The organism is Flavobacterium sp., from assembly GCF_044360715.1.
Lineage (GTDB): Bacteria > Bacteroidota > Bacteroidia > Flavobacteriales > Flavobacteriaceae > Flavobacterium.
In genome coordinates, this window is sequence record NZ_JBIKJY010000007.1 from 77,286 (window position 1) to 101,920 (window position 24,635).

Here is a 24,635-nt window from a genome sequence, read left to right on the forward strand (position 1 = left end):
AAATTTTGTTAAAATAGCACCAGTTTATTTCTTATTCTGTACATTTGCACCACTTATAAAAAGACTATATTTTATGTTACAAAAATTGCTTTCCGCACTATATTCTACACGCCTAATGGCACTTTTATTTGTTGGTTTCGCAGCAGCAATGGCAGCAGGAACGTTTATTGAAGACGCCTATAATACTGAAACCGCACGAATTTGGGTTTATAACGCGTGGTGGTTTGAGGCCATTATGGTGTTTTTTGTAATCAATTTTTTCGGAAATATAAAACGATATCAATTGTATAAAAAAGAAAAATGGGCCACTTTATTGCTACACTTGTCTTGGATTTTTATAATTGTGGGTGCTTTTGTTACCCGATATATTAGTTATGAAGGATTAATGCCAATTCGTGAAGGAGCTGTTTCTAATACGGTTTATTCAGATATGCCATATTTAACTACTTTCGTTGATGGTGATTATAAAGGTGAAATGAAACGTAAGACATTGGAAAACCAGTTATTACTTTCACAAGCAACAAATAATTCATTCCAACTTTCTGATAAATTTTCAGATATTCCTTATAAAATTGAATTGCAAGAATTTATTATGAATGCTTCTGAAACATTTAAGCCAAATGCAAAAGGCGAGTTATATATAAAATTGGTAGAAGCTATTGGCGGAAGTAGAAAAGAACATTTTCTTAGAGAAGGCGAAGTGAAAAATATTAGTAATGTATTGTTTGCTTTTAATAAGTTTACACAGGGTGCTATTAATATTACAAAATCTGCTGAAAATTATACCATTCAAACACCTTTTGACGGAAACTTTATGCGAATGGCAGATAAAATGCAAGGCACAATTACAAAAGATAAGACAAGCGAGTTGATGTTCCGTTCACTATATAATGCAGGTGGAAGTCAGTTTGTTTTTCCTGAATTGGCTCAAAAAGGAGAAGTTGTTTTAGCATCAAATAACGATTATAAAGATAAAAAAACGGACGATGCCATAGTGGTTAAAGTCACGTCTCAAAATAAAGAAGAAACCGTTACTCTAATGGGTTCAAAAGGAAAACAAGGCGAACCTAAAAGTTTTAAAATCGGAAAATTAGATTTCACATTAATGTATGGAAGTAAAGTTCATACCTTACCTTTTTCAATTAAATTGAATGATTTCGTAGCCGAAAAATATCCTGGAACTGAAAAAAGTTATTCGGCTTTTAAGAGTAAAATTGAAATTCAAGATAAAGAAAAATCGAAAACATTTACCGATAGCGTTTTTATGAATCATATTTTAGATTATAGAGAATTTCGTTTTTTTCAAGCCAGTTTTGATGAGGATGAAAAAGGAACCGTTCTTTCTGTAAATCACGATTTCTGGGGGACTTGGATTACTTACATCGGTTATTTTTTATTGTACTTTGCTATGATGGTTATTTTGTTTGATAAAAACACCAGATTTAATGATTTGAAATTGAAGTTGGATAAAATTCGAGCTAAAAAAGCCACTTTGGTAGCTATTTTATTCTTTTTTGGAATGTTTGGTTTTGCCCAAGATAATCATAACAATCACGAAGGACATAATCACGGAACCGACCCACATCAAAATGAAACTTCCCCGGAAAAGCCAAAAATGCCAACCGCTGCTGAATCATTAAAAGAGATAAAAAAATATATGGTTTCTGCGGAACATGCAGAAAAATTTGGGCGACTTGTTATTCAAGATGCAAACGGCCGAATGAAACCAGTAAACACATTTTCGTCTGAATTATTACGAAAAGTTTCTAAAAATGATACTTTTGAAGGATTTACTTCAGATCAGGTTTTGATTTCAATGAATCAGTTTCCTGAGTTTTGGTATCAAATTCCGATTGTGCATTTAACGAGAGGAAACGATAGTATTCGTAAAATTATTGGTGTAGATGAGAAAGCAAAATATGCGCCATTAATTAGTTTTTTCGATGATTTTGGAAATTATAAACTGCAAAAACAAACGGATGAAGCGTATAAAGAAGCAGTTCCAAACCAATTTCAAAAAGACTTTTTAGATGCTGATAAAAAAGTAAATTTATTGTATTCAGCAATTAGTGGACAAATTTTACGATTTTTTCCGCTTCCAAAAGATGCCAATAATAAATGGGCTTCGTATTTAGAATTGCAACATCCAACGAAAACCAATTTAGATGTCGTAAAAAATATTATTCCGTTTTATTTTAGTGAAGCGGCAAAAGCCTCACAATCTAAAGACTATAAAAATGCAGAAAGTTTATTAAAGGGCTTATCCGATTATCAAAAGAAATTTGGTGGAAAAGTAATGCTTTCTGAAGATAAATTAGAAGCAGAAATTCAGTATAACAAATACGATATTTTTAAGAAATTATATACGTATTACGCTTTAGTAGGAATACTAATGTTTATTTTTGTAATTGTTCAAATTTTCAATAAAAAGAAATGGATAAATTATGTGGTGAAATTTTTCCACGGGAGTATTATTTTGCTGTTTCTTATCCATCTTGGAGGATTAATTTTACGTTGGTATATTTCAGGACACGCACCTTGGTCTGATGCCTATGAAAGTATGATTTATGTTGGTTGGGCTACTATGTTTTTTGGTGTAGCATTCGGTAGAAAATCGGAATTAACACTTGCGGCTACAACTTTTGTTGCTGCAATTATCTTATGGGTGGCGCATCTAAATTATATGGATCCAGCAATTGCAAATTTACAACCTGTTTTAAATTCGTATTGGTTAATGATTCACGTTGCAGTTATTGTGGCGAGTTACGGACCCTTTACATTGGGAATGATTTTGGGATTGGTAGCCTTGTTTTTAATGATTTTTACCAACAAAAACAACAAAGCCAAAATGGAATTTAGCATAAAAGAAATTACTTATATTAATGAATTGGCTTTAACGGTTGGTTTAGTGATGTTAACCATTGGAAACTTTTTGGGTGGACAATGGGCAAACGAAAGTTGGGGACGCTATTGGGGTTGGGATCCAAAAGAAACGTGGGCTTTAATTAGTATTATGGTTTATGCATTTGTAATTCACGCCCGTTTTGTTCCTGCTTTACGTGGTTTGTTTGCCTATAACTTTATGTCGGTTTTAGCTTTTGCAAGTATTTTAATGACGTATTTTGGAGTTAATTTTCACTTAAGCGGCAAGCATTCATATGCATCTGGAGAATCTCAAAGTGTGGTATATTATTTATATGCCTTAGCAATTGTTTTAGTAATTTCTGTCATAGCGTTTATTCAATATAAGAAATTGTATAAGAAAAAATAAAATAAAGAATTTACATATTTTACAAGACCTAACAGCTTTTTTGCCTGTTAGGTTTTTTTATTTAACCCAACATTAACTTTTGTTTTCTGTATCTTTTCATATATTTGATTTTAAATAAATTGTTATGAAACTATTTCACACGTTCACAGGCGCAGTATTAATTTTATTGGCTTGTAATACTAAATCAGAAGAAAAAAAATCAGAAAACTGGGAACATTTTGTAGAAAATACTAACGAAAATGTTTCAGTAGAAACTCCAAAAACAAACACAATGGAACAAGGTTCAATTTATACTTTTAAAGTAAAAGATTTATCAGGAAACGAATTTGATTTTGCTTCTCTTAAAGGGAAAAAAATCTTAATTGTAAATACGGCTTCTGAATGTGGATTAACACCTCAATATGAGCAATTACAAGCTGTTTATGAAAAATATAAAAACAGTAATTTTGTAATTGTTGGTTTTCCTGCAAATAATTTTGGCGCACAAGAACCAGGTACAAATGCTGAAATTGGTGCCTTTTGTAAAAAGAATTACGGCGTAACTTTTCCTATGATGGAAAAAATATCTGTAAAAGGTAGCGATATGCACATTTTGTATCAGTTTTTAACTCAAAAAAGTAAAAATGGTTTAAAAGACAGCGAAGTGGAATGGAATTTTCAAAAATATTTAATTGATGAAAAAGGACATTTAGCAGCGGTTATGTCGCCAAGAGTTTTACCAAATGATACTTCAATTACCAATTGGATTGAAGGGAAATAAATAAATAACTTTCAATTTTTAAATTCCAAATTCCAATTTATTACATTTTTGGAATTTGGAATTTTTTATTGGAATTTTCCTAAAGTATCTTTTGCATAAAAACAGAATGCAACCAGCGGTCAAATTTAAAACCAGATTCTTTAATGAAGCCTGCTTTTTCAAATCCAAATTTTTCGTGAAAAGCAATACTACTTTCATTTTCCGAATCAATAACGCCAATCATCGTATGTAGATTTTGCTTTTTTGCCAATTTGATTAATTCAGTAAGTAATAATTTTCCTATTCCTTTTCCGATATAGTTTTTCTTTGCATACACTGAATGTTCTACTGTAAATTTATAGGCTTCTCTAAATCGAAATTCGCTGTAATAGCCAAATCCAAGAATTTCACCAGCTGCTTTTGCTACTATAATTGGGAAACCTTTTTGTAATTTATCGTCAAAAATAGCCAATTGTTGCGCTAAAGTTCGAGGTTGATAATCGTATAAAGCGGTACCAGTCAAAATTTGATCGTTAATAATTTCAAGTATAGCTGGACAATCTTCCGATTGATACGTTTGAATTGATGGGTTCATTTTAGTATTTATTTATGATATAAAAATATAAAAAAATGTGTATTTATTAGTAAATTTGTCACTAAGAATATTTTAAAAACATATAGGCACATAGTTTTATTTGTATTGCCACGAATTAACGAATTTAAAAAATAGTTGACATAGTTTGTATTATTCGTCTTTGACGAAAAATTCGAATTAAATCTAATCCCTTTTACATTAGTGAATTCGTGGCAAAATAATGATAAATTTGATTTGAAACATTCTTTTTGCTTTGTGTTCTATTTTGAGCGAAGCGACTTTTTCATCTTAAATACTTAAGTTTCTATGTGTTTATTAATTTTTTAACTAGTAAAATTGAAAGCCAACTTATATCCAAAAATACCTTTAGCGCAAGCAGTTATTGAAATTTTTCGTCAAAAAGAAATTCAGCATATTGTAATTTCTCCAGGATCGAGAAACGCCCCTTTGACTATGGGATTTACCAATCAGGAAGGTTTTATCTGTTATAGCATTGCTGACGAACGTTGTGCGGCTTTTTTTGCCTTAGGTTTGGCACAACAATTACTAAAACCTGTGGCAGTGGTTTGTACATCAGGTTCAGCAGTATTAAATTATTATCCCGCTGTTGCGGAAGCATTTTATAGTCAAATTCCTTTACTAATAGTTTCGGCTGACAGACCAAAAAGTAAAATTGATATTGGTGACGGACAAACCATTCGTCAAGAAAATGTGTTTGCTAATCATATTGTTTTTTCTGCGAATTTAACTGAAAATGCTTCTGAGCATAATGATAGTCTTATTGTTTCAGCAATCGAAACAGCCATTTCTCAAAAAGGTCCAGCTCACATAAATGTTCCGTTTGAAGAACCTTTATATGAAACACTTTTGGAACCAACTTATGTTCCAAAAGTCACTACTTCTGCTATTGAAGAAGCTGAGTTTACTTTAGATACCAAGTTCATTTCAGAATGGCAGTTGGCTAAAAAGAAATTAATTTTAGTAGGCGAGTTGTTACCAAATGCTATCGAACAAAAATATATTGATTCCTTAGCGGTAGACAAAAGTGTATTAGTGCTTTTGGAAAAAACATCTAATTTGCATCATCCTTCATTTATTGATAGAATTGATACTTTAGTTTCCACGTTTTCTGAAGAAGAAAAGCTTAATTTTCAACCCGATATTTTGCTTACTTTTGGTGGTATGGTAGTTTCTAAACGAATAAAATCGTTGTTACGAAATTATCAACCAACCCAACATTGGCATATTGATGAAATTAGGGCTTATGATACATTTGGTTGTTTGTCGCAACATTTTAAAACAAATAGTACAAGTTTTTTAAGTCAATTATTGGCTGAAAATAATGTTGTAGAATCAAAGTACCAACACGATTTTCAATCCATTTGGCAAGACAGATTAGTAAAGCACCAGAAGTATATGTCTGAAATTCCATTTTCAGATTTTAAAGTTTTCGATTTCTTAAGTCGAAATTTACCTAAAAATATTCAGTTACAAGTTAGTAATAGTTCACCAATACGTTATTTACAGTTGGTACCTTGCAAAAAATCAATTGAGGTATTTTGTAATCGTGGTACAAGTGGTATTGATGGAAGTACATCAACGGCAATTGGTGCGGCAGTAGCAAATAAAAAACCTACAATCTTTATTACAGGCGACATAAGTTTTCTATACGACAGTAATGCGTTATGGAACAATTATATTCCAAAGAATTTCAAAATTATTTTGATAAATAATAGTGGAGGAGGGATTTTTAGAATTTTACCAGGGCATCAAGAAACGGAAACGTTCAATACTTTTTTCGAAACGTCTCATCAATTAACAGCAGAACATTTAGCAAAAATGTTTGCATTTGAATATACTTCAGTTCAAAACGAATCCGAATTGTATTCTGTTTGGGATTCTTTTATTTCGAATCAAAACACACCTTCAATTTTAGAGATTTTTACCCCAGAAAAAATAAATGATATTGTTTTATTAGATTACTTTAGGAAGTTGTAATTCAGATTCTTATAAAAACAATAAATAAAAAATCCTCAATACTATTGAGGATTTGCTTTTATTTTTTTCCGTCTTTAAATTTAAATTTTTCAACTGGATTTTGTTTGGCTGGTTTTTTATCGTTGCCAAATTTATTTTTCCCAAATGCAGGCTTTTTATCTGAATTTTCACCTGTTTTTGGTTTAAACTCCTTTTTGTCGCCAGTTCTTGGTTTAAATTGTGTTTTACTATCCGTTTTATTATATGGTTTTTTCGGTTCGTAAATGGTTTTATCTGTTCGTTCTGTTTGTGTTTCGTAATCTTTGTGCGACTTAATTACTTCACGTGGATTTTTTGGGTTTTCCTTTGTCCCACGTAAATGAATAATTAATCCGTTTAAGAAATTACGTAGAACTTGATCGCCACACTCCATAAAATTAGCGTGGTCTTCCGCACGGAAAATATCACCTAATTCGCCTTTCGACATTTTAAAATCGACTAAATTTAAAATTTCTACTATTTGGTCGTCACGTAATTGTAAAGCCACACGTAGTTTTTTGAAGATATCGTTGTTATTCATTTTATAGTTTGTTGTTTGTTATTCGTAATTCGTAATTCGTAAATCAATTTTATCAGAAAAGCCAAAGATACGCTTTTGCAAATGCATTTCGCCATAATTTTTCGTTATGTTCGCCCTCTTTAACGATTACTGATTTATTTAGTTTTTTGCATTCACAGCGTTTTGAATTGATTAGTGTTTCCATTTCTTTCATATCAGAAACCATTGCGCCGCTATCTTCTTTATCGCCACAAAGCAAATAAATTTTGGTAGTAAATTTTGGTGTGTCCTCCATTTTCTGAAAAATTTCTTTTTTGTTAATCCAAAAAGCAGGCGAGAAGCAACCTACTTTCCCAAAAACCTCTGGATATTGCAAAGCTGCGTAAAAAGAAACCAATCCACCAAGGGAACTGCCCCAAATACCCGTGTTTTTTGCATTGGTTTTGGTTCTGTAGGTTGAATCAATATGAGGTTTTATTGTTTTTACAATAAATTCTAAATAGGCATTTGCATTTCCTCCACCTCGTTTTTCGTTTTTATACGGAGTAAGTTCGTCTATACGTTTTTCATTTCCGTGCTCTATACCAATCACAATGACTTTCGCTTTTAGGCTATCTAAGGTTTCGTCAATGTTCCATTCTCCTGCATAAGAAGCTGCTTCATCAAATAAATTTTGGGCATCGTGCATATAAATTACAGGATATTTTTTATTGGATTTTTCGTAATTTATAGGTAAATATACCCAAATTTTCTTTTTAGTTTGTAGTTGAGGCGCGTCTATTTCAAAGGTTGAAAATCGCTTTTGTGCTTCTGTTTTTGTAATTGAAAACAAAAAAAAGAATAGAAATAGTCTTAAAAATTGCTGCATTTTTTTATATTTGAAGAATAGTATAAAAGTAATAATTTTGATGGAAACTACTCAAGAAAAAATTAGTTTGTTGCAAGAAATGATTTCGTTTGCTTTAATTGACGGCGAATTACACGATAAAGAATATGATTTTATTGAAATTGTAGCCTATGAATTGCAAATTGATAAAGAAACTTTATTGAAATTATATGAAAATAAAGGTGAAGTTAAAGTAATAAAAGACGAAATAAATAGAATTTGTCAGTTTTATCGTTTGGCTTTATTAATGCGTTGTGATAATGTTTTACACGAACGTGAAATAATAAAAATTAATGAAATTGGTATTCTTATGGGACTAAATCCCTTTGCGATGAAACGCGTATTAAAGTTAATTGAAGAATCGCCAAATCATATTGTTGACGCACACACTTTAATTGCTATTTTCAGTGAGCAACTGAATTAGGTTTTCTTTTGGTTAAAGGCAAAAGGTATAAGTAAAAAGGTTTAGAGTTTACTTTTATACAGGTTCTGCATACAAATCAAATTCTGTAGCGTCTATTATTTTTAAATTTACGAAATCTCCAGTTTTTAAGTAAAATTTTGAAGCGTCAATTAATACTTCATTATCCACGTCTGGACTGTCAAACTCTGTTCTTCCAACTAAATGTTCACCTTCTTTTCTGTCGATGACACATTTATATGTTTGTCCAATTTTTTCTTGATTTAATTCCCAAGAAATCTGTGCTTGGATATCCATAATTTGTGCCGCACGGTCTTGTTTTACTTCTTCAGGAACATCGTCTTCTAATAAATAGGCGTGTGTGTTTTCCTCGTGAGAATAGGTAAAGCAGCCTAAGCGTTCGAAACGCATTTTTTCTACCCAATTTTTAAGTATATTGAAATCTTCTTCAGTTTCGCCAGGATAACCCACAATTAAAGTCGTTCTAATAGTCATTTCAGGAACTAACGCTCTAAATTCTTTAATTAAATTCGTCGTTTTTTCTTGAGTCGTTCCACGACGCATCGATTTTAAAATGCTATCTGAAATATGTTGTAATGGAATATCTAAATAGTTGCAAATTTTTGGTTCGCGTTTCATTAATTCTAAAACGTCCATTGGAAAACCAGTAGGGAAGGCATAATGTAATCGAATCCATTCAATTCCTTCTACTTTTACCAAAGCTTCTAAAAGTTCGGCTAAATTTCTTTTTTTGTATAAATCTAAACCGTAATAGGTTAAATCTTGTGCAATTAAAATTAATTCTTTTACGCCATTTTTTGCTAATTTCTCAGCTTCAATCACCAAATGTTCAATAGGAGTAGATTTGTGTTTTCCTCTCATTAAAGGAATGGCACAAAAACTACAAGGTCTATCGCATCCTTCGGCAATTTTTAAATAGGCGTAATTTTTTGGCGTTGTGGTTAAACGTTCTCCAATTAATTCGTGTTTATAATCGGCACCCAATGCTTTTAATAATAAAGGTAATTCAGTAGTGCCAAAAAACTGGTCTATATTTGGAATTTCTTTTTCTAAATCGGGTCTGTATCGTTCAGATAAACAACCTGTAACAAAAACTTTATCTACTAAACCCTGTTCTTTCTTTTCGGCATATTCTAGAATCGTATTTACCGATTCTTCTTTCGCATTATCAATAAAACCACACGTATTAATTACTATGATGTTTCCTTCGTCTTTTGTGGCTTCGTGTGTTACTTCTTTTCCGTTGGCACGAAGTTGTCCCATTAAAACTTCACTATCATATACGTTTTTAGAACAACCTAAGGTAATGACGTTGATTTTATTTTTCTTTAAAGACTTGGTTCTCATAGTATTTGTTTTGTTTCAGGGTGCAAAATTAATAAAAAAATGTCGCTAAACTTGAAGTAAAGCGACATTTGTGTAATATTTGTGTGTGATTTAGAAATTCACCACATACGTTAAAGTAACATTATTGTTTTTATTTCTAATTCTTGCTGTATCATTTAAGCCAGAAGTTAATAAGGCTTCTGTTCTGGCACGATGTTCATTAGTGTACGAAATATCTAGTTTAGAATTTCCAAAATTATACCCTAAACCACTAGAATAACTTGTTAAATCACCAAAAGCGAGGTCAACTTTATAAGGACTTTGTTCGAAACGATACCCACCTCTAACACTCCATTGTTTTATTTTGTACTCACCACCAATTCGTAGTTCGTAACTATCTTGAAGTTCGTTTTTAATTTGCGTGTTTAAAGTACTAAAGATAATTTCGCTATTAGGTTTAAATTGTGTTTTTGCAAAGTTTTTTGAAATATAATCCACACTTAACAATCCTTTTTTACCAAATAAAACAGTAGCACTGCTTGTTAATATACTCGGTGTTTGAATTTTATAGGTTGGATATACATTAACAGCATTTGGATTTACGAATGCCTGATTCATAGTTGTATTTGTAGCATTGTAATAATTGGTAGAAATGCTTTGTGTTAATTCATCATTTAAGCGATACCAAGTTGGTGTTTCGTATGCCAATCCTAATCTGATGTTTTGATTCGCTTTATAAATTGCACCAAAGTTCATAGAAAATCCAGAACCGTATGTATACAATTCGTTGTTGAAACGTGCAGTGTCAATACTGAATCCAGTAGTATAAAAAGCATTTAAATTGCTTTCGTACAATGAGGAAGATCTTAAATAATCTGTAAAATGAAAATTCATATTCATACCTACATATAATCTATCTTCGTAAGCGCCAGAAAAGTTCATAGTAAATTTCCCATTATAACCCTTGGCTTGTATGGTGTTTTTATGAAAATATTTTCCTCCACCTGGTACATTGGTATAATAATTATCAGTTGCGGAGTCATAATCAATCAGATACGAATCGTAACCTAAAAGGGCTTGTTGGTCAATGAAATCTAAATCTTCATAATAATTTCCTCCAATATTCCCTGTTCTGGCATTTGCAAATCGTAAGAAATAACTGTCCATTGAGTTAAACGGATTTGTACCTTCACTTACAATAAAGTCATCAAAATTATTAGCGTTTTCATAATTCAACCCTAAAGCAAATTTTTTCCATCCACTTTTTGCTTGATTATCATTAAAAACAAATACTGCACCCAATTGATTAATGTCTAAAGAATTATCGTTTGATTTAGTATTTGTTCCAAAATAATTAGCTGTATTGCTTTTGTTAAAGCTAGAAAGTGATATGGTAGCTTGATTGTAATTAAAAATTGAAGAACCTGCTGGGTTACTATTTATAGCTGACAAATCACCTCCAACAGCACCAAATGCGCCACCCATTGCACGATATCTGGCAGTACCATTTAAATTTTGTATGCCGTAACGTAATGCATCAGACATAGTAGTTTCTTGTGCGCTAACAGTAAAAGCACTTCCTATTAATAAAGAAAATAGTATCTTTTTCATATGTATAAAATTATATTTTTAACCTGCCTGAAAGTTTCAAGCAGGTATTTTTTAGACTTGTTTATTATCTTCCTCCACGACCACCGCCGCCAGATCTTCCACCTCCACCAGTAGAGCCGCCTCCGCCAAATCCTCCTGAACTTCTTCCGCCACCAAAGTCGGAACTTCTTGGTGTAGATATTGTTCTAGGTGCTTCGTTTCTAGGTGAGTCATTTCTTGGAGTATATGTTCTAGGTTCTGAGGTTTGTGTTCTCGGAGTTCCAGTATTGGTGTTTCCTCTTGGATTATAGGTTCTTGGATCAGAAATAGGTGCTCTAGGCGTTCCTGTATTTGTGTTTCCTCTTGGAGTAAAAGTTCTCGGTTCTGAAGTTTGAGTTCTAGGTGTACCGATTGAATTTCCTCTAGTTTGACCAATTTGAGTTCTAGGGCTTCCAATACTATTTCCAACTCTTCCAGAAGTTAGTCTTCCAGAATTACCATTATTATTTATATAGCCACCACGAGGTCCGTTATTGATTACCACATTTCTGCCGCCACCATACCAACCATTCCAGCCCCAACCGTTCATTCCCCAGTTATTGCCATACCAGCCATTCCAACCCCAACCATTCATTCCCCAGTTGTTACCATACCAGCCATTCCAACCCCATCCGTTCATTCCCCAGTTGTTACCATACCAGCCATTCCATCCCCAACCGTTCATTCCCCAGTTATTGCCATACCAGCCATTCCAACCCCATCCATTCATTCCCCATCCATTCATTCCCCAGTTGTTCCAACCCCAATTATCATTTACAATTACAATATTATTGTTGGTTGGGTTTTCACCCCATCCACCATATCTAGTTCCATTTTCTTGAACATATACCGTGTCGGGTGCTGATTTATAGTTGTCTACATCAGTCAATACTTCTGTAGGTCCAAACTCTTCTTTCATACTTTTAAATTGTTGAGCATAGGCATTGCTATAAGAACCTGAACTGGTTTCGTTTTGTACCACTCGTTTTGCTTTATCTGAATTATCAGGACCATACACGCCATCATCATCATAATACGACGAATTTTGATACGAACCACAACTTACTACTGTGATAGTACCTACAATTAGACTTAAAAATCTAAGTGTTTTTAGCTGAAAAATGCGATTTGTTTTCATATATATTAATTTTTATTGTTGGTCTTTACAAAATTAAGTAGTTTTGTACCACTAAATTAATACAAATTAAACAAATTTTGTGCCAATATTATAAAAATGAGTAAAAATTTAACAACTAGAAGCGAAGATTATTCTGCTTGGTATAACGAATTGGTCGTAAAGGCTGATTTAGCTGAGAATTCAGGGGTGAGAGGTTGTATGGTAATTAAACCATACGGGTATGCAATTTGGGAAAAAATGCAGGCTGAATTAGATAAAATGTTTAAAGAAACCGGTCATAGTAATGCATATTTTCCATTATTTGTGCCAAAAAGTATGTTTGAAGCGGAAGAAAAAAACGCAGAAGGCTTTGCAAAAGAATGTGCTATTGTAACTCATTATAGATTAAAAAACGATCCAGATAAACCAGGTAAATTAATGGTTGATCCCAATGCTAAGTTAGAAGAAGAACTAATTGTCCGACCAACATCTGAAGCTATTATCTGGAGTACTTATAAAGGATGGGTGCAATCTTATAGAGATTTACCTTTATTAATTAACCAATGGGCAAATGTAGTGCGTTGGGAAATGAGAACGCGTTTGTTTTTAAGAACTGCAGAATTTTTATGGCAAGAAGGGCATACCGCACACGCTACAAAAGAAGAGGCATTAGAAGAATCAGAAAAAATGATGCACGTTTATGCTGATTTTGCTGAAAATTTTATGGCTATTCCAGTTGTAAAAGGATTAAAAACGGAAACAGAACGTTTTGCTGGAGCAGATGAAACGTATTGTATAGAGGCTTTAATGCAAGATGGAAAGGCATTACAAGCCGGAACTTCGCACTTTTTAGGTCAAAATTTTGCCAAAGCATTTGATGTGAAATTCACCAATCAAGAAGGAAAACAAGAATATGTTTGGGGAACATCTTGGGGTGTTTCAACTCGTTTAATGGGTGCTTTAGTAATGACACATTCGGATGATAATGGACTGGTTTTACCACCAAACGTAGCGCCAATTCAAGTAGTTGTCGTTCCGATTTTTAGAACTGACGAAGAATTTGAACGTATTTCTGAAGTAGCAAATGGTTTAGTTGCACAATTCAAAAAACTTAATATTTCTGTAAAATTTGATAACAGAACCACTCAAAAACCAGGATTTAAATTTGCAGAATGGGAACTAAAAGGCGTACCTGTTCGTATTGCTATTGGTCCTAAAGATTTAGAAAACGGAACTTTTGAAGTGGCACGAAGAGATACTTTAAGTAAAGAAGTAAAACCAGCTGATGGAATTGTAGTCTATATTCAAGATTTATTAGAGCAAATTCAGAATGATTTATTTAATAAAGCTATAGATTATAGAAACGAACATACTACAGAAGTGAATTCGTATGCTGAATTTAAAGATGTTTTAGAACATAAAACAGGTTTTGTTTCTGCGCATTGGGATGGAACCGCTGCAACCGAAGAGAAAATAAAAGAGGAAACCAAAGCAACGATTAGATGTATTCCTTTAGATAGAGTAGAAGAGACTGGAGTTTGTATTTTCTCTGGAGCACCATCAAAAGGAAGGGTTTTATTCGCAAAAGCTTATTAATGTGTTAATTAGATAATTAGATAATTAGACAATGTGTCAATTAGCAATTTGAAGTTTTGTAATTTGGAAATTGGAATTTGAGATTTGGAAATTGAGATTTTGAATTTCTATTTTCAATAAATGTCTTATAAATAGAGCATTAAACGAAGGTTTTCAAAAAAACTGAAAATTTTCACATTAGGTATTGCACAAATAAAAAATAGTTGTATTTTTGCACTCGCATTACGGAAATGTAATGGTCCGTTCGTCTATCGGTTAGGACGCCAGGTTTTCATCCTGGTAAGAGGGGTTCGATTCCCCTACGGACTACATTGTTTTTTACTGAAACATTAAATCAGTTACTGGTCCGTTCGTCTATCGGTTAGGACGCCAGGTTTTCATCCTGGTAAGAGGGGTTCGATTCCCCTACGGACTACAAATTAGTTTTGAAATGGTTTTATGAAATGGGTTTTGGTGTCTCCTTTACTTGTTTTGTTAGTTAAAACTGAAGTGATTGATTTTAAAATCAATTGTGGGAGGCTTTTCTTATTTTTCTACTAATGCATAAAATAGTTATTTACATTTAAAATATAAAAAAATGGCAAATCATAAGTCAGCTTTAAAAAGAATTAGAAGCAACGAGAAAAGAAGAGTATTGAATAAATACCAACACAAAACGACACGTAATGCAATTAAAGCAATTCGTTTAGCAACTGTAAAAGCAGAAGCTGCAGCGAAATTACCTGTAGTTATTTCAATGATTGACAAATTAGCTAAGAAAAACATTATTCATGCTAACAAAGCGTCAAACTTAAAATCTAAGTTAACAAGATTAGTTGCTAAATTATAATAGTAACTTAAGATAATTTAAAAGTCCTGATGAAAATCAGGACTTTTTTTGTTTATTATCTTTTTTCAATCTGTTGCCTGAGGTTCTCGAAGGCAACGTAATTATAAATTATAACATAATATGTTGAGGTTAGTATATTGAAAATGAAACATTTTACTTCAAAATTTATTAAAATGTAAACTAAATGAATAGTTGTTTGAATATCAAGATAATAAACGTACCTTTGCACTTTCAAAAAAAGAATATATGTCATCTATTAGAAACATTGCAATTATTGCCCACGTTGACCACGGTAAAACTACATTGGTTGATAAAATTATGTATCACTGTCAATTGTTCCGTGATAACGAAAATACTGGAGATTTAATCTTAGATAATAACGACTTAGAGCGTGAAAGAGGTATTACAATTACTTCTAAAAATGTTTCTGTTTCTTATAAAGGAACTAAAATTAACATTATTGATACGCCTGGTCACGCCGATTTTGGTGGAGAAGTAGAACGTGTATTAAACATGGCCGATGGTGTATGTTTGTTAGTAGATGCTTTTGAAGGACCAATGCCACAAACGCGTTTCGTATTACAAAAAGCAATCGATTTAGGTTTAAAACCTTGCGTAGTAATTAATAAAGTAGATAAAGAAAACTGTACGCCAGAAGAAGTTCATGAAAAAGTATTCGACTTAATGTTCGAATTAGGCGCTACAGAAGCACAATTAGATTTTCCAACAGTTTATGGTTCAGCTAAAAATAACTGGATGTCGGATCATTGGGAAAATGTAACAGATAATGTTGAAGCATTATTAGATATGGTTATCGAGCATGTACCAGCTCCAAATGTTGGACAAGGAACACCTCAAATGTTAATTACATCTTTAGATTTCTCAGCATTTACTGGTCGTATCGCGATTGGTAGATTAGAAAGAGGCGAATTAAAAGAAGGAATGAACATTTCGTTGGTAAAACGTGATGGTACTATTACAAAATCAAAAATTAAAGAGTTGCACACTTTTGAAGGTTTAGGTCGTAAGAAAGTAGAAAGTGTAATTGCTGGAGATATCTGTGCGATTATTGGTGTTGAAGGTTTTGAAATTGGGGATACTATTGCAGATTTTGAAAATCCGGAAGCCTTAACTTCAATTGCAATTGACGAGCCAACAATGAGTATGTTATTTACAATTAACGATTCACCATTTTTTGGTAAAGAGGGTAAGTTTGTAACTTCTCGTCATATTAGAGAAAGATTAGAAAAAGAATTAGAAAAAAACTTAGCGATGAAAATGGCTGAGACGGATTCCGCAGATAAATTTATGGTTTTTGGTCGTGGTGTATTACACTTATCGGTTTTAATCGAAACCATGAGAAGAGAAGGCTATGAAGTTCAAATTGGACAACCACAAGTAATCATTAAAGAGATTAATGGTCAAAAATGTGAGCCAATTGAAGAATTAACTATCGATTTACCAGAAAGTTTATCAGGTAGAGCGGTAGAGTTTGTAACTTTACGTAAAGGTGAAATGTTAAGTATGGAAACTAAAGGGGAACGTATGATTATAAAATTCAATATTCCATCTCGTGGAATTATTGGATTACGTAACCAATTACTTACTGCTACTGCAGGTGAAGCTATTATGGCTCACCGTTTTATAGGATATGAACCGTATAAAGGAGAAATTTCTGGACGTAACAAAGGTTCGTTAATTTCTATGGAAAAAGGAAAAGCAATACCTTATTCTATTGATAAATTACAAGATAGAGGTAAGTTTTTCGTGGAACCAAATGCTGAAATTTACGAAGGTCAAGTTATTGGTGAAAACTCTCGTGGTGATGATATGTGTGTAAACGTAACGAAAGAGAAAAAACAATCTAACGTTCGTTCATCTGGAAATGATGAAAAAGCAAGAATTATTCCTCCAGTGATTTTCTCATTAGAAGAAGCTTTAGAATACATTCAAAAAGACGAATATGTGGAGTGTACACCAAAATCGATTCGTTTAAGAAAAATTTATTTGACGGAAACGGAAAGAAAACGTACCAAAATATAATTAGATTTTATATAAATATACTAAACCACGAATTTCATTTGATTTTCGTGGTTTTTTTATATTATTTTACCACAGATTCACAGATTTTATCTAAACAGATAATCTGCGAATCTGCGGTGAAAAGTATTAATTTAGAAATTATTTGCAAATTCAATATTTAAAAACCCTAACTTTGTTAGTATAAAACCTAAAACCATGGAAATTAAATTAAAAAACGGAATTGATAGATTAGAATTTGGCATGACTCCAAAATACGTAGAAGCGTTATACGGAAAACCAAATAAAACGTTTACAGACGACGAAAACAATACGATTTATGTGTATAACAAAGAACGTATGAAGTTGACGTTTTATATTGAGGAAGATATGAAATTGGGCTATATTACGACTACACATCCAGACATTAAATTATTTGGGACTACTATTATAAATAAAGTATGGGATTTAGTAAATGGCGATTTAGCACTAAACAAAATCACCAAGTTTGAAAAAGATTCAGAAGAAGGGATTGATATTTATTTTAACGAAGACAATTGGTTGTTTTTTCACGTCGATTATGACGAAGTAGTTGAGGTTGAAATTGGTGCCATTATCAACGATAAAGACGAATTTGAATGGAAGTTTAAAGCATAAGTTTAAAAACTATTTTCAATTTTGTCATTTCGACGAAGGAGAAATCTCATAATTCAACACGCCATATGAAAAAATCAAGTTGTTTAGTTTTTTTATTGATCAGTAGTTTCTTTTTTTCTTGTAAGAAGACTGAAAATAATAGTAAATTATCGAATTCCGAAATAAAAATAACAAAAGATACTTTGTATACTCTTCTTGATAAAGGAATTGATTTTGATACATTGGAGTTTGACAATTGGCAACCCTTTCTATTTTTTAAGTCTGGGAATTTATTATCGAATAAAGAAAAAAATGCAATACTTATAAGTTGCCCAAATGATAAAACGTATAAAATTGAAATTTACACTCAAGTTGGAAAAAAATGGATCAAGAACGATGAGTTAAATTTGATTGATGCTAATCCAACTCAATTTTATTTAGATTTTAAAGACTATGATTTTGATGGTCAGAAAGATATTTATTTGCAACGAAGTGCTTCAAATGGTTGGTCACTTTCTCGTGGATGTTTAATTATAGTTAATCCCCAAACAAAAAAATTAATGGAGCATAAAGAAGCGAATAGTTTAGCAAATATGAATCCTGATTTTGAAAATAAAATTGTTTATACAGATGAAATCGACTATGACAGTAATGGTCGAAAGGTAAATCGAAGAATAAATAAATGGAAGAAAGATGTTTTAATTTCTTATGAAATTGATAAATCTAAAGAAATTAAATTCTAAATAAAAAAAAGGCAAACATCTAATTTAGAGTTTGCCTTTTTTTATTTCTGTATAATTGTATTAAATAATAGTTTTCTTTTGTGAAGCATAAATGAAATAGAATCCCAAAACAATAAAAGGAATACTCAACCATTGCCCAGTAGATAAGGCATTGAACATTGGGTATTCTTCAAAGCCACCTTGACTGTCTTTTACAAATTCAACAAAGAAACGAACCGACCAAAGTAACACTAAAAACGTTCCAAATAATAAACCTGGTTTGTTTCTGGCATCTGTTTTCCAATACATATAAAATAAGATAAAGAAAACAGGAATGTATAATAAGGCTTCAAATAATTGAGCTGGATATCTGTAAGGAATTTTGTCTAAAATACCTTTAAACTGAACATCATTTGCAATCGCATTATACGCTTGCGTTCCGTCAGGGATATTTGTTAATTGCGAGGCTACTTGCGGCGGCAAATTATCTTCACCTTTTACAAATTTCATAGCCATAAAACTATCATTTGTAGTTACTTTTCCAAAAATTTCAGAATTCATAAAATTCCCTAAACGTATAAAAACGGCTCCTGAGGCCACAGGAATTACAATTCTATCTAAAATCCATAATAACGGACGTTGTAGTACTTTTGTTTTGATGTAATACATCGTAACAATAATTGCTATTGCCGCACCATGACTGGCTAATCCACTAAAACCTGTAAAATGTAATTCTGGTTTTGTGCTTATTGGTAATAAAACACTTAAAGGATCTTGTGAGAATAATTCTGGTTGATAAAAAATCACATGCCCCAAGCGCGCCCCAAGCATTGTAGCTACTATGGTGTATACAAATAAATTATCTAATTTTTCTACAGATTCATTTTCTCTTTGGAAGATAAATTTAGTAATATACCAGCCCAAAGCAAAAGCAGTTACCCACGTTAAGCTGTAAAAACGAATCATGAAAAAACCTAAATCGATACCTTCTGTTGGATTCCAAATCATATTAATTTTTGTTTATAAGTTTATAAGTTTAAAAGTTTAAAAGGATTATCGAATCTTCTTTTTTATTTTTATTTATGTTGCTTTTGAGAGTCTCAAGCAACGGTAACTTTCGAGATTTTTAAGCAGCGGTGACTGAGGCACTCGAAGTCACTTTTTAAGGAACTGGATCGTAACCGCTTTTTCCCCATGGGTGGCAACTTGTAATTCTTTTTATAGCGAGCCAACTTCCTTTTAAAATACCATATTTTTCTAATGCTTCTTTACTGTAACTCGAACAAGTAGGAGCAAACCTACAAGTTGCCGGCGTTAAAGGCGAAATTACAATTTGATAAAATCGAATAATTACTATAAATGGAAAAATGAATAGTTTCTTCATAATTTTTATTTTCTAAATCGTAAATCCCAATTCGTAAATCCGAAATTACAACGTAAAACTCGTTCCTTCTTTTCCGTCTTTTAACTGAATGTCTAATACGGCTAATTTATCTCTAATTTCATCAGATAAAGCCCAATTTTTATTGGCTCTTGCTTCCATTCTCATTTCAATTAGCATTTCGATAACACTTCCTAATTTATTGTTATTTCCTTCAGCTTTTTTATTTGTTAATCCTAAAACATCAAAAACAAAACTTTCTAATGTGGTTTTTAATTCTGTTAAATCCGTTTCAGAAATTGTTTCTTTTTTGTCGTTTAATAGATTTATGATTCTAACCGCTTCAAATAATTGAGCCATTAAAATAGTGGTATTAAAATCGTCATTCATGGCATCGTAACACGCTTTTTTCCAAGATGCAATATCTACTGAAGAAGTAGTGTTAATTTCAATTTTTGATAACAATGTTATGGCTTCTATCAAACGATTATACCCTTTTTCGCTGGCCAGCATAGCTTCATTTGAAATATCTAAAACACCTCGATAATGCGCTTGCATAAAACAAAATCGTACCACACTTGGGTTAAATTCTTTTTCGAAGAAATCGTTTTTACCTTCTAATAACTCCATTGGTAAAATGTAATTTCCAGTACTTTTGCTCATACGTAAACCGTTCATAGTTAACATATTGGCGTGCATCCAATACTTTACTGGCGCTACGCCGTTACAAGCAGTACCTTGTGCTACTTCACATTCGTGATGTGGAAATTTTAAATCTAAACCGCCACCGTGAATGTCAAAAGTTTCACCTAAATATTTGGTGCTCATAGCCGTACACTCTAAGTGCCAGCCAGGAAAACCAGCTCCCCAAGGTGAGTTCCAACGCATAATATGAGCTGGAGAGGCATTTTTCCAAAGTGCAAAATCTTGAGGGTTTTTCTTTTCAGTTTGTCCGTCTAAATCTCTGGTATTGGCAAATAATTCTTCAATATTTCTATTGCTTAATTCACCGTAATTTAAACCACGTTTGTTATATTCTAACACATCAAAATAAACAGAACCATTGCTTTCATAGGCAAAACCGGTTTCAATTAATTTTTGAGTTAATTCTATTTGTTCTATAATATGACCCGTTGCTGTCGGTTCAATAGTAGGAGGTAGTAAATTAAACGTTTCTAAAACGTGATGAAAATCGACAGTATATTTCTGTACAATTTCCATAGGTTCTAATTTTTCTAAACGTGATTGTTTTACAAATCTATCATTTTCAACATCGCCATCATCTGTTAAATGGCCCGCATCCGTAATATTTCGCACATAGCGCACTTTGTAGCCTAAATGTAATAAATAACGATAAATCATGTCAAAACTCATAAAAGTTCTTACATTTCCTAAATGCACATTGCTGTAAACTGTTGGTCCACAAACATACATACCAATTTGACCTTCGTGAATCGATTTAAAATTTTCTTTTTTTCCCGATAAAGAATTATACACTTGAAGTGGATTGGTTTCGTAAAGTGGCATTTTGTTTAATTTATGTTTTTTATATTTTTTTGAAGCTATTCCTGCTTTCCGTTACAATCTTTTTAAAATGTTGCCTTCGAGAACCTCAGTCAACAATTTAAAAAGGATTTTCACTGCAATCAGGGCTAATTAAAATCGTGTATCTAATTTAATATAGTCTAAAAATTCTCTTTTTACTTTTTCATCTTTAAATTTCCCACCAAACTCAGAAGTCACGGTGCTGCTTTCAATATCTTTTATACCTCTAGAGTTCACGCACATGTGTTTGGCATCAATAACACAAGCCACATCTTCTGTATTTAAAACACTTTGTAATTCTTTTACAATTTGAATCGTTAAACGTTCCTGAACTTGAGGTCGTTTTGCATAATATTCTACAATTCGATTCATTTTTGATAAACCAACAACTGTTCCGTTTGAAATATAAGCAATATGCGCTCTTCCGTAAATTGGTAATAAATGATGTTCGCAAGTTGAATATACTACAATGTTTTTTTCAACAAGCATTTCACCATATTTGTATTTATTTTCAAATGTAGAGGCACTTGGTTTTTTATCTGGATGCAAGCCGCCAAAAATTTCTTTTACAAACATTTTGGCTACTCGGTTTGGTGTACCTTTTAAACTATCATCTGTTAAGTCCATTCCAAGTGTAAGAAGAATATTCTCTACATCTTTTTTGATTCTTGTAATTTTTTCTTCGTCAGAAATTTCAAAAGCATCTAATCGTATTGGATTTTGTGTATTTGTAGCAATATGATTGTTGCCAATTTCATCGTTATGTTCTTCGTTGTTAATCATCATACCTATTATTTTCATCTAACTGCAAATATATGCATTTATAAATAAATTAGTTTTATAAATTTTTAAAGTTATTTATAAAATAACAGCTCTTATGTTTAATTAAACAACTGTTAAATCTGATGAAAAGCTGATTATTCCGACGTAAAGCAAATAATATTGTTAAATTGTTTATTTATTAAAGAAAAGTTAATTTTTTTTTTATTTTTGCTAATCAGTACTCTTAACTTCATTAATATTTACATATTTAAAATGAAAAAATTTCTTATACTTTTTTTTACTTTTTTAAGCATTAATTTTATCTATTCGCAAGCAACTTGTGCTACAACAGCACCTATTTGTTCTGGAAATATTTCACCACAGCAAAGTTTAATTGGAATACCTAGTTTAGGCTCTCCTGGTTGTTTGGGTAGTGCGCCAAATCCTAATTGGTATACTTTTCAGACGGGTTTTTCAGGTACTTTAGTATTTAATTTACAACAAGGAAATAATCCACCCTTGTTTAATAATACGGACATTGATTATATTTGTTGGGGTCCTTTTACAGATGCTCAAATGCAATCTGGTGCTGCCTGTAATTTGTTATTTGATTTACCTAGTTTAACTATACCTAATAATATTGTAGCGTGTAGTTTTTCAGCTGCTGCCGTTGAAACGATTACCATACCAAATGCTAATCCTGGTTCTAACTATATATTATTAATAACTAATTTTTCAAATCAAGTGGGACAGTTTATTATGTCCCAAACTAATGCAACTACTCCAGGTGCTGGTTCTACAAACTGTGATGTGGTTTGTGGGATTGATTTGGGGTCTACAGCAACATCTACTTTTCCAGATCCACCAGAAATTAATACTATCTCAATTTGCGATGCTTCGGTAAACTCTTATACCTTGCATTGTAATTTTGAAAATCCGCCTGCGAATCAAAACTCATTAGCATACCAATGGTTTTTAGATGGCGCTTTACAAGCAACTTATAATGGTCAAAAGTTTATTACTATCGATCAATCTGGTTTATGGAAAGTTAAGGTAACACATCCTAACTGCGGAATCGTTTCAGAAGATTCAGTAAATATATTTTTCGGTTCTACACCAGTAGTTAATCCTGTACCTACTCAGTTAGGGCCTTTAGGGGATTGTAACCCAACATTTGATTTAACTGCTTTAATTCCTACTTTACTAGCACCATTAAACCCTTCAGATTTTACTGTTTCGTTTTTTACCGAATCAAATTACGGTGCATCATTAGTTTATACTTTTCCGGTAACAGGTAATATTCCTAACCCTTCTGCTTTTCAGCCTGGAGTAGATACTACAATTTATGTTCGCGCTAGAAATAATACCTCTCCAGAATGTGTAGATTCAGAAGAGATTTCATTTTTGTTAGATGTAAGATGTATAAATAATGCTACTGCAGTAGGAAATACTATTTGTACAAACAATACTGGACAATTAACTTTTACAGGTCCGCCAAATGCTGTTGTAACTTTTACTCAAGGTGCGAATACATATAATGTGACTATACCTGCTTCAGGCCCTTTTATTTGGAATACACCGACACAATTAACTGCAACAACTATTTATACATTGACTAATGTTGCAGTTGGGTCTGTTAATACGCCTTTAACTGCTAATACAGGAACAATCACGGTTAATCAGCAACCAACCGTAACTAGTTTCACGGGTACTACATCTATTTGTTCAGGAAGTTCAACAAATTTAACTTTTATTGGAACCCCTAATTCAATAATCACTTATTCTGACGGAGTAACTTTTCCCAATCCAACAGTGACATTACCTACTTCTGGTATTGCAATTGTATCGGTATCGCCTTCTTCAACAACCACATATAATTTGGTTAGTATTGCTTCTTCGGGTATTCCAGTATGTTCTAATATTGCTACAGGTGTTGTTGAGATTACGGTTAATAATCCACCAATTGCAGGTACAGATGGAGGTACTACGGTTTGTGAGACCAGCACATCAACAATTGATTTGTTTAGTTTAATCACTGGCGAACAATCAGGTGGTGTTTGGACGCAAACATCAGGTTCAGGAGGTGTTTTTAATTCAGTTTTAGGAACATTTACACCAGCAATAGGAGCAATTACAAGTACTTTTACTTATACCTTATCAGGAACGTTACCATGTATTGATGATTCAAGTTTGGCAACAGTAAACATAAATGCACAACCTGATGCAGGTACAGATGGATCTACTACAGTTTGTGAGACCAGTACAGCAACAATTGATTTGTTTAGTTTAATCACTGGCGAACAATCAGGTGGTGTTTGGACGCAAACATCAGGTTCAGGCGGTGTTTTTAATTCAGTTTTAGGAACATTTACACCAGCTACAGGAGCAATTACAAGCATATTTACATACACATCTACATCAGCTCCATGTTTACCCGATAGTAGTTTAGCAACAGTAAATATAATTTCACAACCTGATGCAGGTACAGATGGAGGTACTACGGTTTGTGAGACCAGCACATCAACAATTGATTTGTTTAGTTTAATCACTGGCGAACAATCAGGTGGTGTTTGGACGCAAACATCAGGTTCAGGAGGTGTTTTT

19 protein-coding genes, 2 tRNA genes and 1 pseudogene are annotated in these 24,635 nt (G+C 32.4%); 12 read left to right on the forward strand and 10 right to left on the reverse strand.

What is annotated here, in order from left to right:
* The first annotated feature begins 115 nt into the window (after positions 1–115).
* Positions 116–3,271, forward strand: coding sequence for a cytochrome c biogenesis protein CcsA (ccsA, locus tag ACIQ16_RS03960; RefSeq protein ID WP_396148843.1), 3,156 nt, complete (start codon positions 116–118; stop codon positions 3,269–3,271).
* A gap of 124 nt (positions 3,272–3,395) precedes the next feature.
* A complete protein-coding gene (locus ACIQ16_RS03965) occupies positions 3,396–4,031 on the forward strand; it encodes a glutathione peroxidase (RefSeq protein ID WP_396148845.1) in 636 nt (211 codons plus the stop codon).
* 79 nt (positions 4,032–4,110) lie between these two features.
* On the opposite strand, the gene ACIQ16_RS03970 is transcribed toward ACIQ16_RS03965, so the two are convergent.
* Complete coding sequence (locus ACIQ16_RS03970; protein WP_396148847.1) at positions 4,111–4,605, reverse strand: GNAT family N-acetyltransferase; 495 nt, start codon at positions 4,603–4,605, stop codon at positions 4,111–4,113.
* A gap of 336 nt (positions 4,606–4,941) precedes the next feature.
* Here ACIQ16_RS03970 and menD point away from each other — a divergent pair, with 336 nt between their 5' ends.
* Positions 4,942–6,603 carry a 2-succinyl-5-enolpyruvyl-6-hydroxy-3-cyclohexene-1-carboxylic-acid synthase gene (menD, locus tag ACIQ16_RS03975; protein WP_396148849.1) on the forward strand — a complete coding sequence of 554 codons (1,662 nt, stop codon included), beginning with the start codon at positions 4,942–4,944 and terminating at the stop codon, positions 6,601–6,603.
* Between the two features lie 58 nt (positions 6,604–6,661).
* Here menD and ACIQ16_RS03980 read toward each other — a convergent pair whose 3' ends face one another.
* Together ACIQ16_RS03980 and ACIQ16_RS03985 are read right to left on the reverse strand one after the other, a co-directional pair.
* Positions 6,662–7,162, reverse strand: a complete 501-nt coding sequence (locus ACIQ16_RS03980; protein WP_396148851.1) for a DUF1456 family protein — start codon at positions 7,160–7,162, stop codon at positions 6,662–6,664.
* A 52-nt stretch (positions 7,163–7,214) separates the two neighbouring features.
* Positions 7,215–8,009, reverse strand: a complete 795-nt coding sequence (locus tag ACIQ16_RS03985) for an alpha/beta hydrolase (protein ID WP_396148852.1) — start codon at positions 8,007–8,009, stop codon at positions 7,215–7,217.
* A 40-nt stretch (positions 8,010–8,049) separates the two neighbouring features.
* Between ACIQ16_RS03985 and ACIQ16_RS03990 the strand changes: the two genes are divergently transcribed.
* Positions 8,050–8,451 carry an excinuclease ABC subunit B gene (locus tag ACIQ16_RS03990; protein WP_396148854.1) on the forward strand — a complete coding sequence of 134 codons (402 nt, stop codon included), beginning with the start codon at positions 8,050–8,052 and terminating at the stop codon, positions 8,449–8,451.
* A gap of 54 nt (positions 8,452–8,505) precedes the next feature.
* On the opposite strand, the gene rimO is transcribed toward ACIQ16_RS03990, so the two are convergent.
* The 3 genes from rimO to ACIQ16_RS04005 all read right to left on the reverse strand — a co-directional run bounded on the left by rimO (position 8,506) and on the right by ACIQ16_RS04005 (position 12,562).
* Positions 8,506–9,816, reverse strand: coding sequence for a 30S ribosomal protein S12 methylthiotransferase RimO (gene rimO / locus ACIQ16_RS03995; RefSeq protein ID WP_396148856.1), 1,311 nt, complete (start codon positions 9,814–9,816; stop codon positions 8,506–8,508).
* A gap of 90 nt (positions 9,817–9,906) precedes the next feature.
* Complete coding sequence (locus ACIQ16_RS04000; RefSeq protein ID WP_396148858.1) at positions 9,907–11,406, reverse strand: OmpP1/FadL family transporter; 1,500 nt, start codon at positions 11,404–11,406, stop codon at positions 9,907–9,909.
* A 64-nt stretch (positions 11,407–11,470) separates the two neighbouring features.
* Entirely contained in the window at positions 11,471–12,562 is a 1,092-nt protein-coding gene (locus ACIQ16_RS04005; protein WP_396148860.1) for a hypothetical protein, read from the reverse strand.
* A 96-nt stretch (positions 12,563–12,658) separates the two neighbouring features.
* On the opposite strand from ACIQ16_RS04005, the gene proS reads away from it, so the two are divergent.
* The 7 genes from proS (at position 12,659) to ACIQ16_RS04040 (ending at position 18,364) form a co-directional block, all read left to right on the forward strand.
* On the forward strand, positions 12,659–14,137 hold the full coding sequence (gene proS, locus ACIQ16_RS04010; protein WP_396148862.1) for a proline--tRNA ligase: 1,479 nt from the start codon (positions 12,659–12,661) through the stop codon (positions 14,135–14,137).
* A gap of 237 nt (positions 14,138–14,374) precedes the next feature.
* Positions 14,375–14,446, forward strand: a tRNA-Glu gene (locus tag ACIQ16_RS04015).
* A gap of 34 nt (positions 14,447–14,480) precedes the next feature.
* Positions 14,481–14,552 (forward strand) — tRNA-Glu (locus tag ACIQ16_RS04020).
* A gap of 162 nt (positions 14,553–14,714) precedes the next feature.
* Positions 14,715–14,966: a 30S ribosomal protein S20 gene (rpsT, locus tag ACIQ16_RS04025; RefSeq protein WP_353079327.1), complete on the forward strand. Its 252-nt coding sequence runs from the start codon at positions 14,715–14,717 to the stop codon at positions 14,964–14,966.
* A gap of 246 nt (positions 14,967–15,212) precedes the next feature.
* Complete coding sequence (typA, locus tag ACIQ16_RS04030) at positions 15,213–17,009, forward strand: translational GTPase TypA (protein ID WP_396148865.1); 1,797 nt, start codon at positions 15,213–15,215, stop codon at positions 17,007–17,009.
* 195 nt (positions 17,010–17,204) lie between these two features.
* The gene (locus ACIQ16_RS04035) at positions 17,205–17,642 is read left to right on the forward strand and encodes a hypothetical protein (protein WP_396148867.1); all 438 of its coding nucleotides are present in this window, start codon (positions 17,205–17,207) and stop codon (positions 17,640–17,642) included.
* A 182-nt stretch (positions 17,643–17,824) separates the two neighbouring features.
* Positions 17,825–18,364 (forward strand): hypothetical protein, encoded by a 540-nt coding sequence (locus ACIQ16_RS04040; protein WP_396148869.1) that lies wholly within the window; start codon positions 17,825–17,827, stop codon positions 18,362–18,364.
* Positions 18,365–18,424: 60 nt separating this feature from the next.
* Here ACIQ16_RS04040 and lgt read toward each other — a convergent pair whose 3' ends face one another.
* The 4 genes from lgt to folE form a co-directional block, all read right to left on the reverse strand.
* Positions 18,425–19,351 carry a prolipoprotein diacylglyceryl transferase gene (gene lgt, locus ACIQ16_RS04045; RefSeq protein ID WP_396148871.1) on the reverse strand — a complete coding sequence of 309 codons (927 nt, stop codon included), beginning with the start codon at positions 19,349–19,351 and terminating at the stop codon, positions 18,425–18,427.
* A gap of 154 nt (positions 19,352–19,505) precedes the next feature.
* Positions 19,506–19,727 carry a membrane protein insertion efficiency factor YidD gene (gene yidD / locus ACIQ16_RS04050; RefSeq protein ID WP_396148873.1) on the reverse strand — a complete coding sequence of 74 codons (222 nt, stop codon included), beginning with the start codon at positions 19,725–19,727 and terminating at the stop codon, positions 19,506–19,508.
* Positions 19,728–19,772: 45 nt separating this feature from the next.
* Entirely contained in the window at positions 19,773–21,251 is a 1,479-nt protein-coding gene (cysS, locus tag ACIQ16_RS04055; protein ID WP_396148875.1) for a cysteine--tRNA ligase, read from the reverse strand.
* 129 nt (positions 21,252–21,380) lie between these two features.
* The gene (gene folE / locus ACIQ16_RS04060; RefSeq protein WP_396148885.1) at positions 21,381–22,052 is read right to left on the reverse strand and encodes a GTP cyclohydrolase I FolE; all 672 of its coding nucleotides are present in this window, start codon (positions 22,050–22,052) and stop codon (positions 21,381–21,383) included.
* 252 nt (positions 22,053–22,304) lie between these two features.
* Here folE and ACIQ16_RS04065 point away from each other — a divergent pair.
* Positions 22,305–24,635, forward strand: a pseudogene (locus ACIQ16_RS04065) (hypothetical protein); the annotation flags it as partial.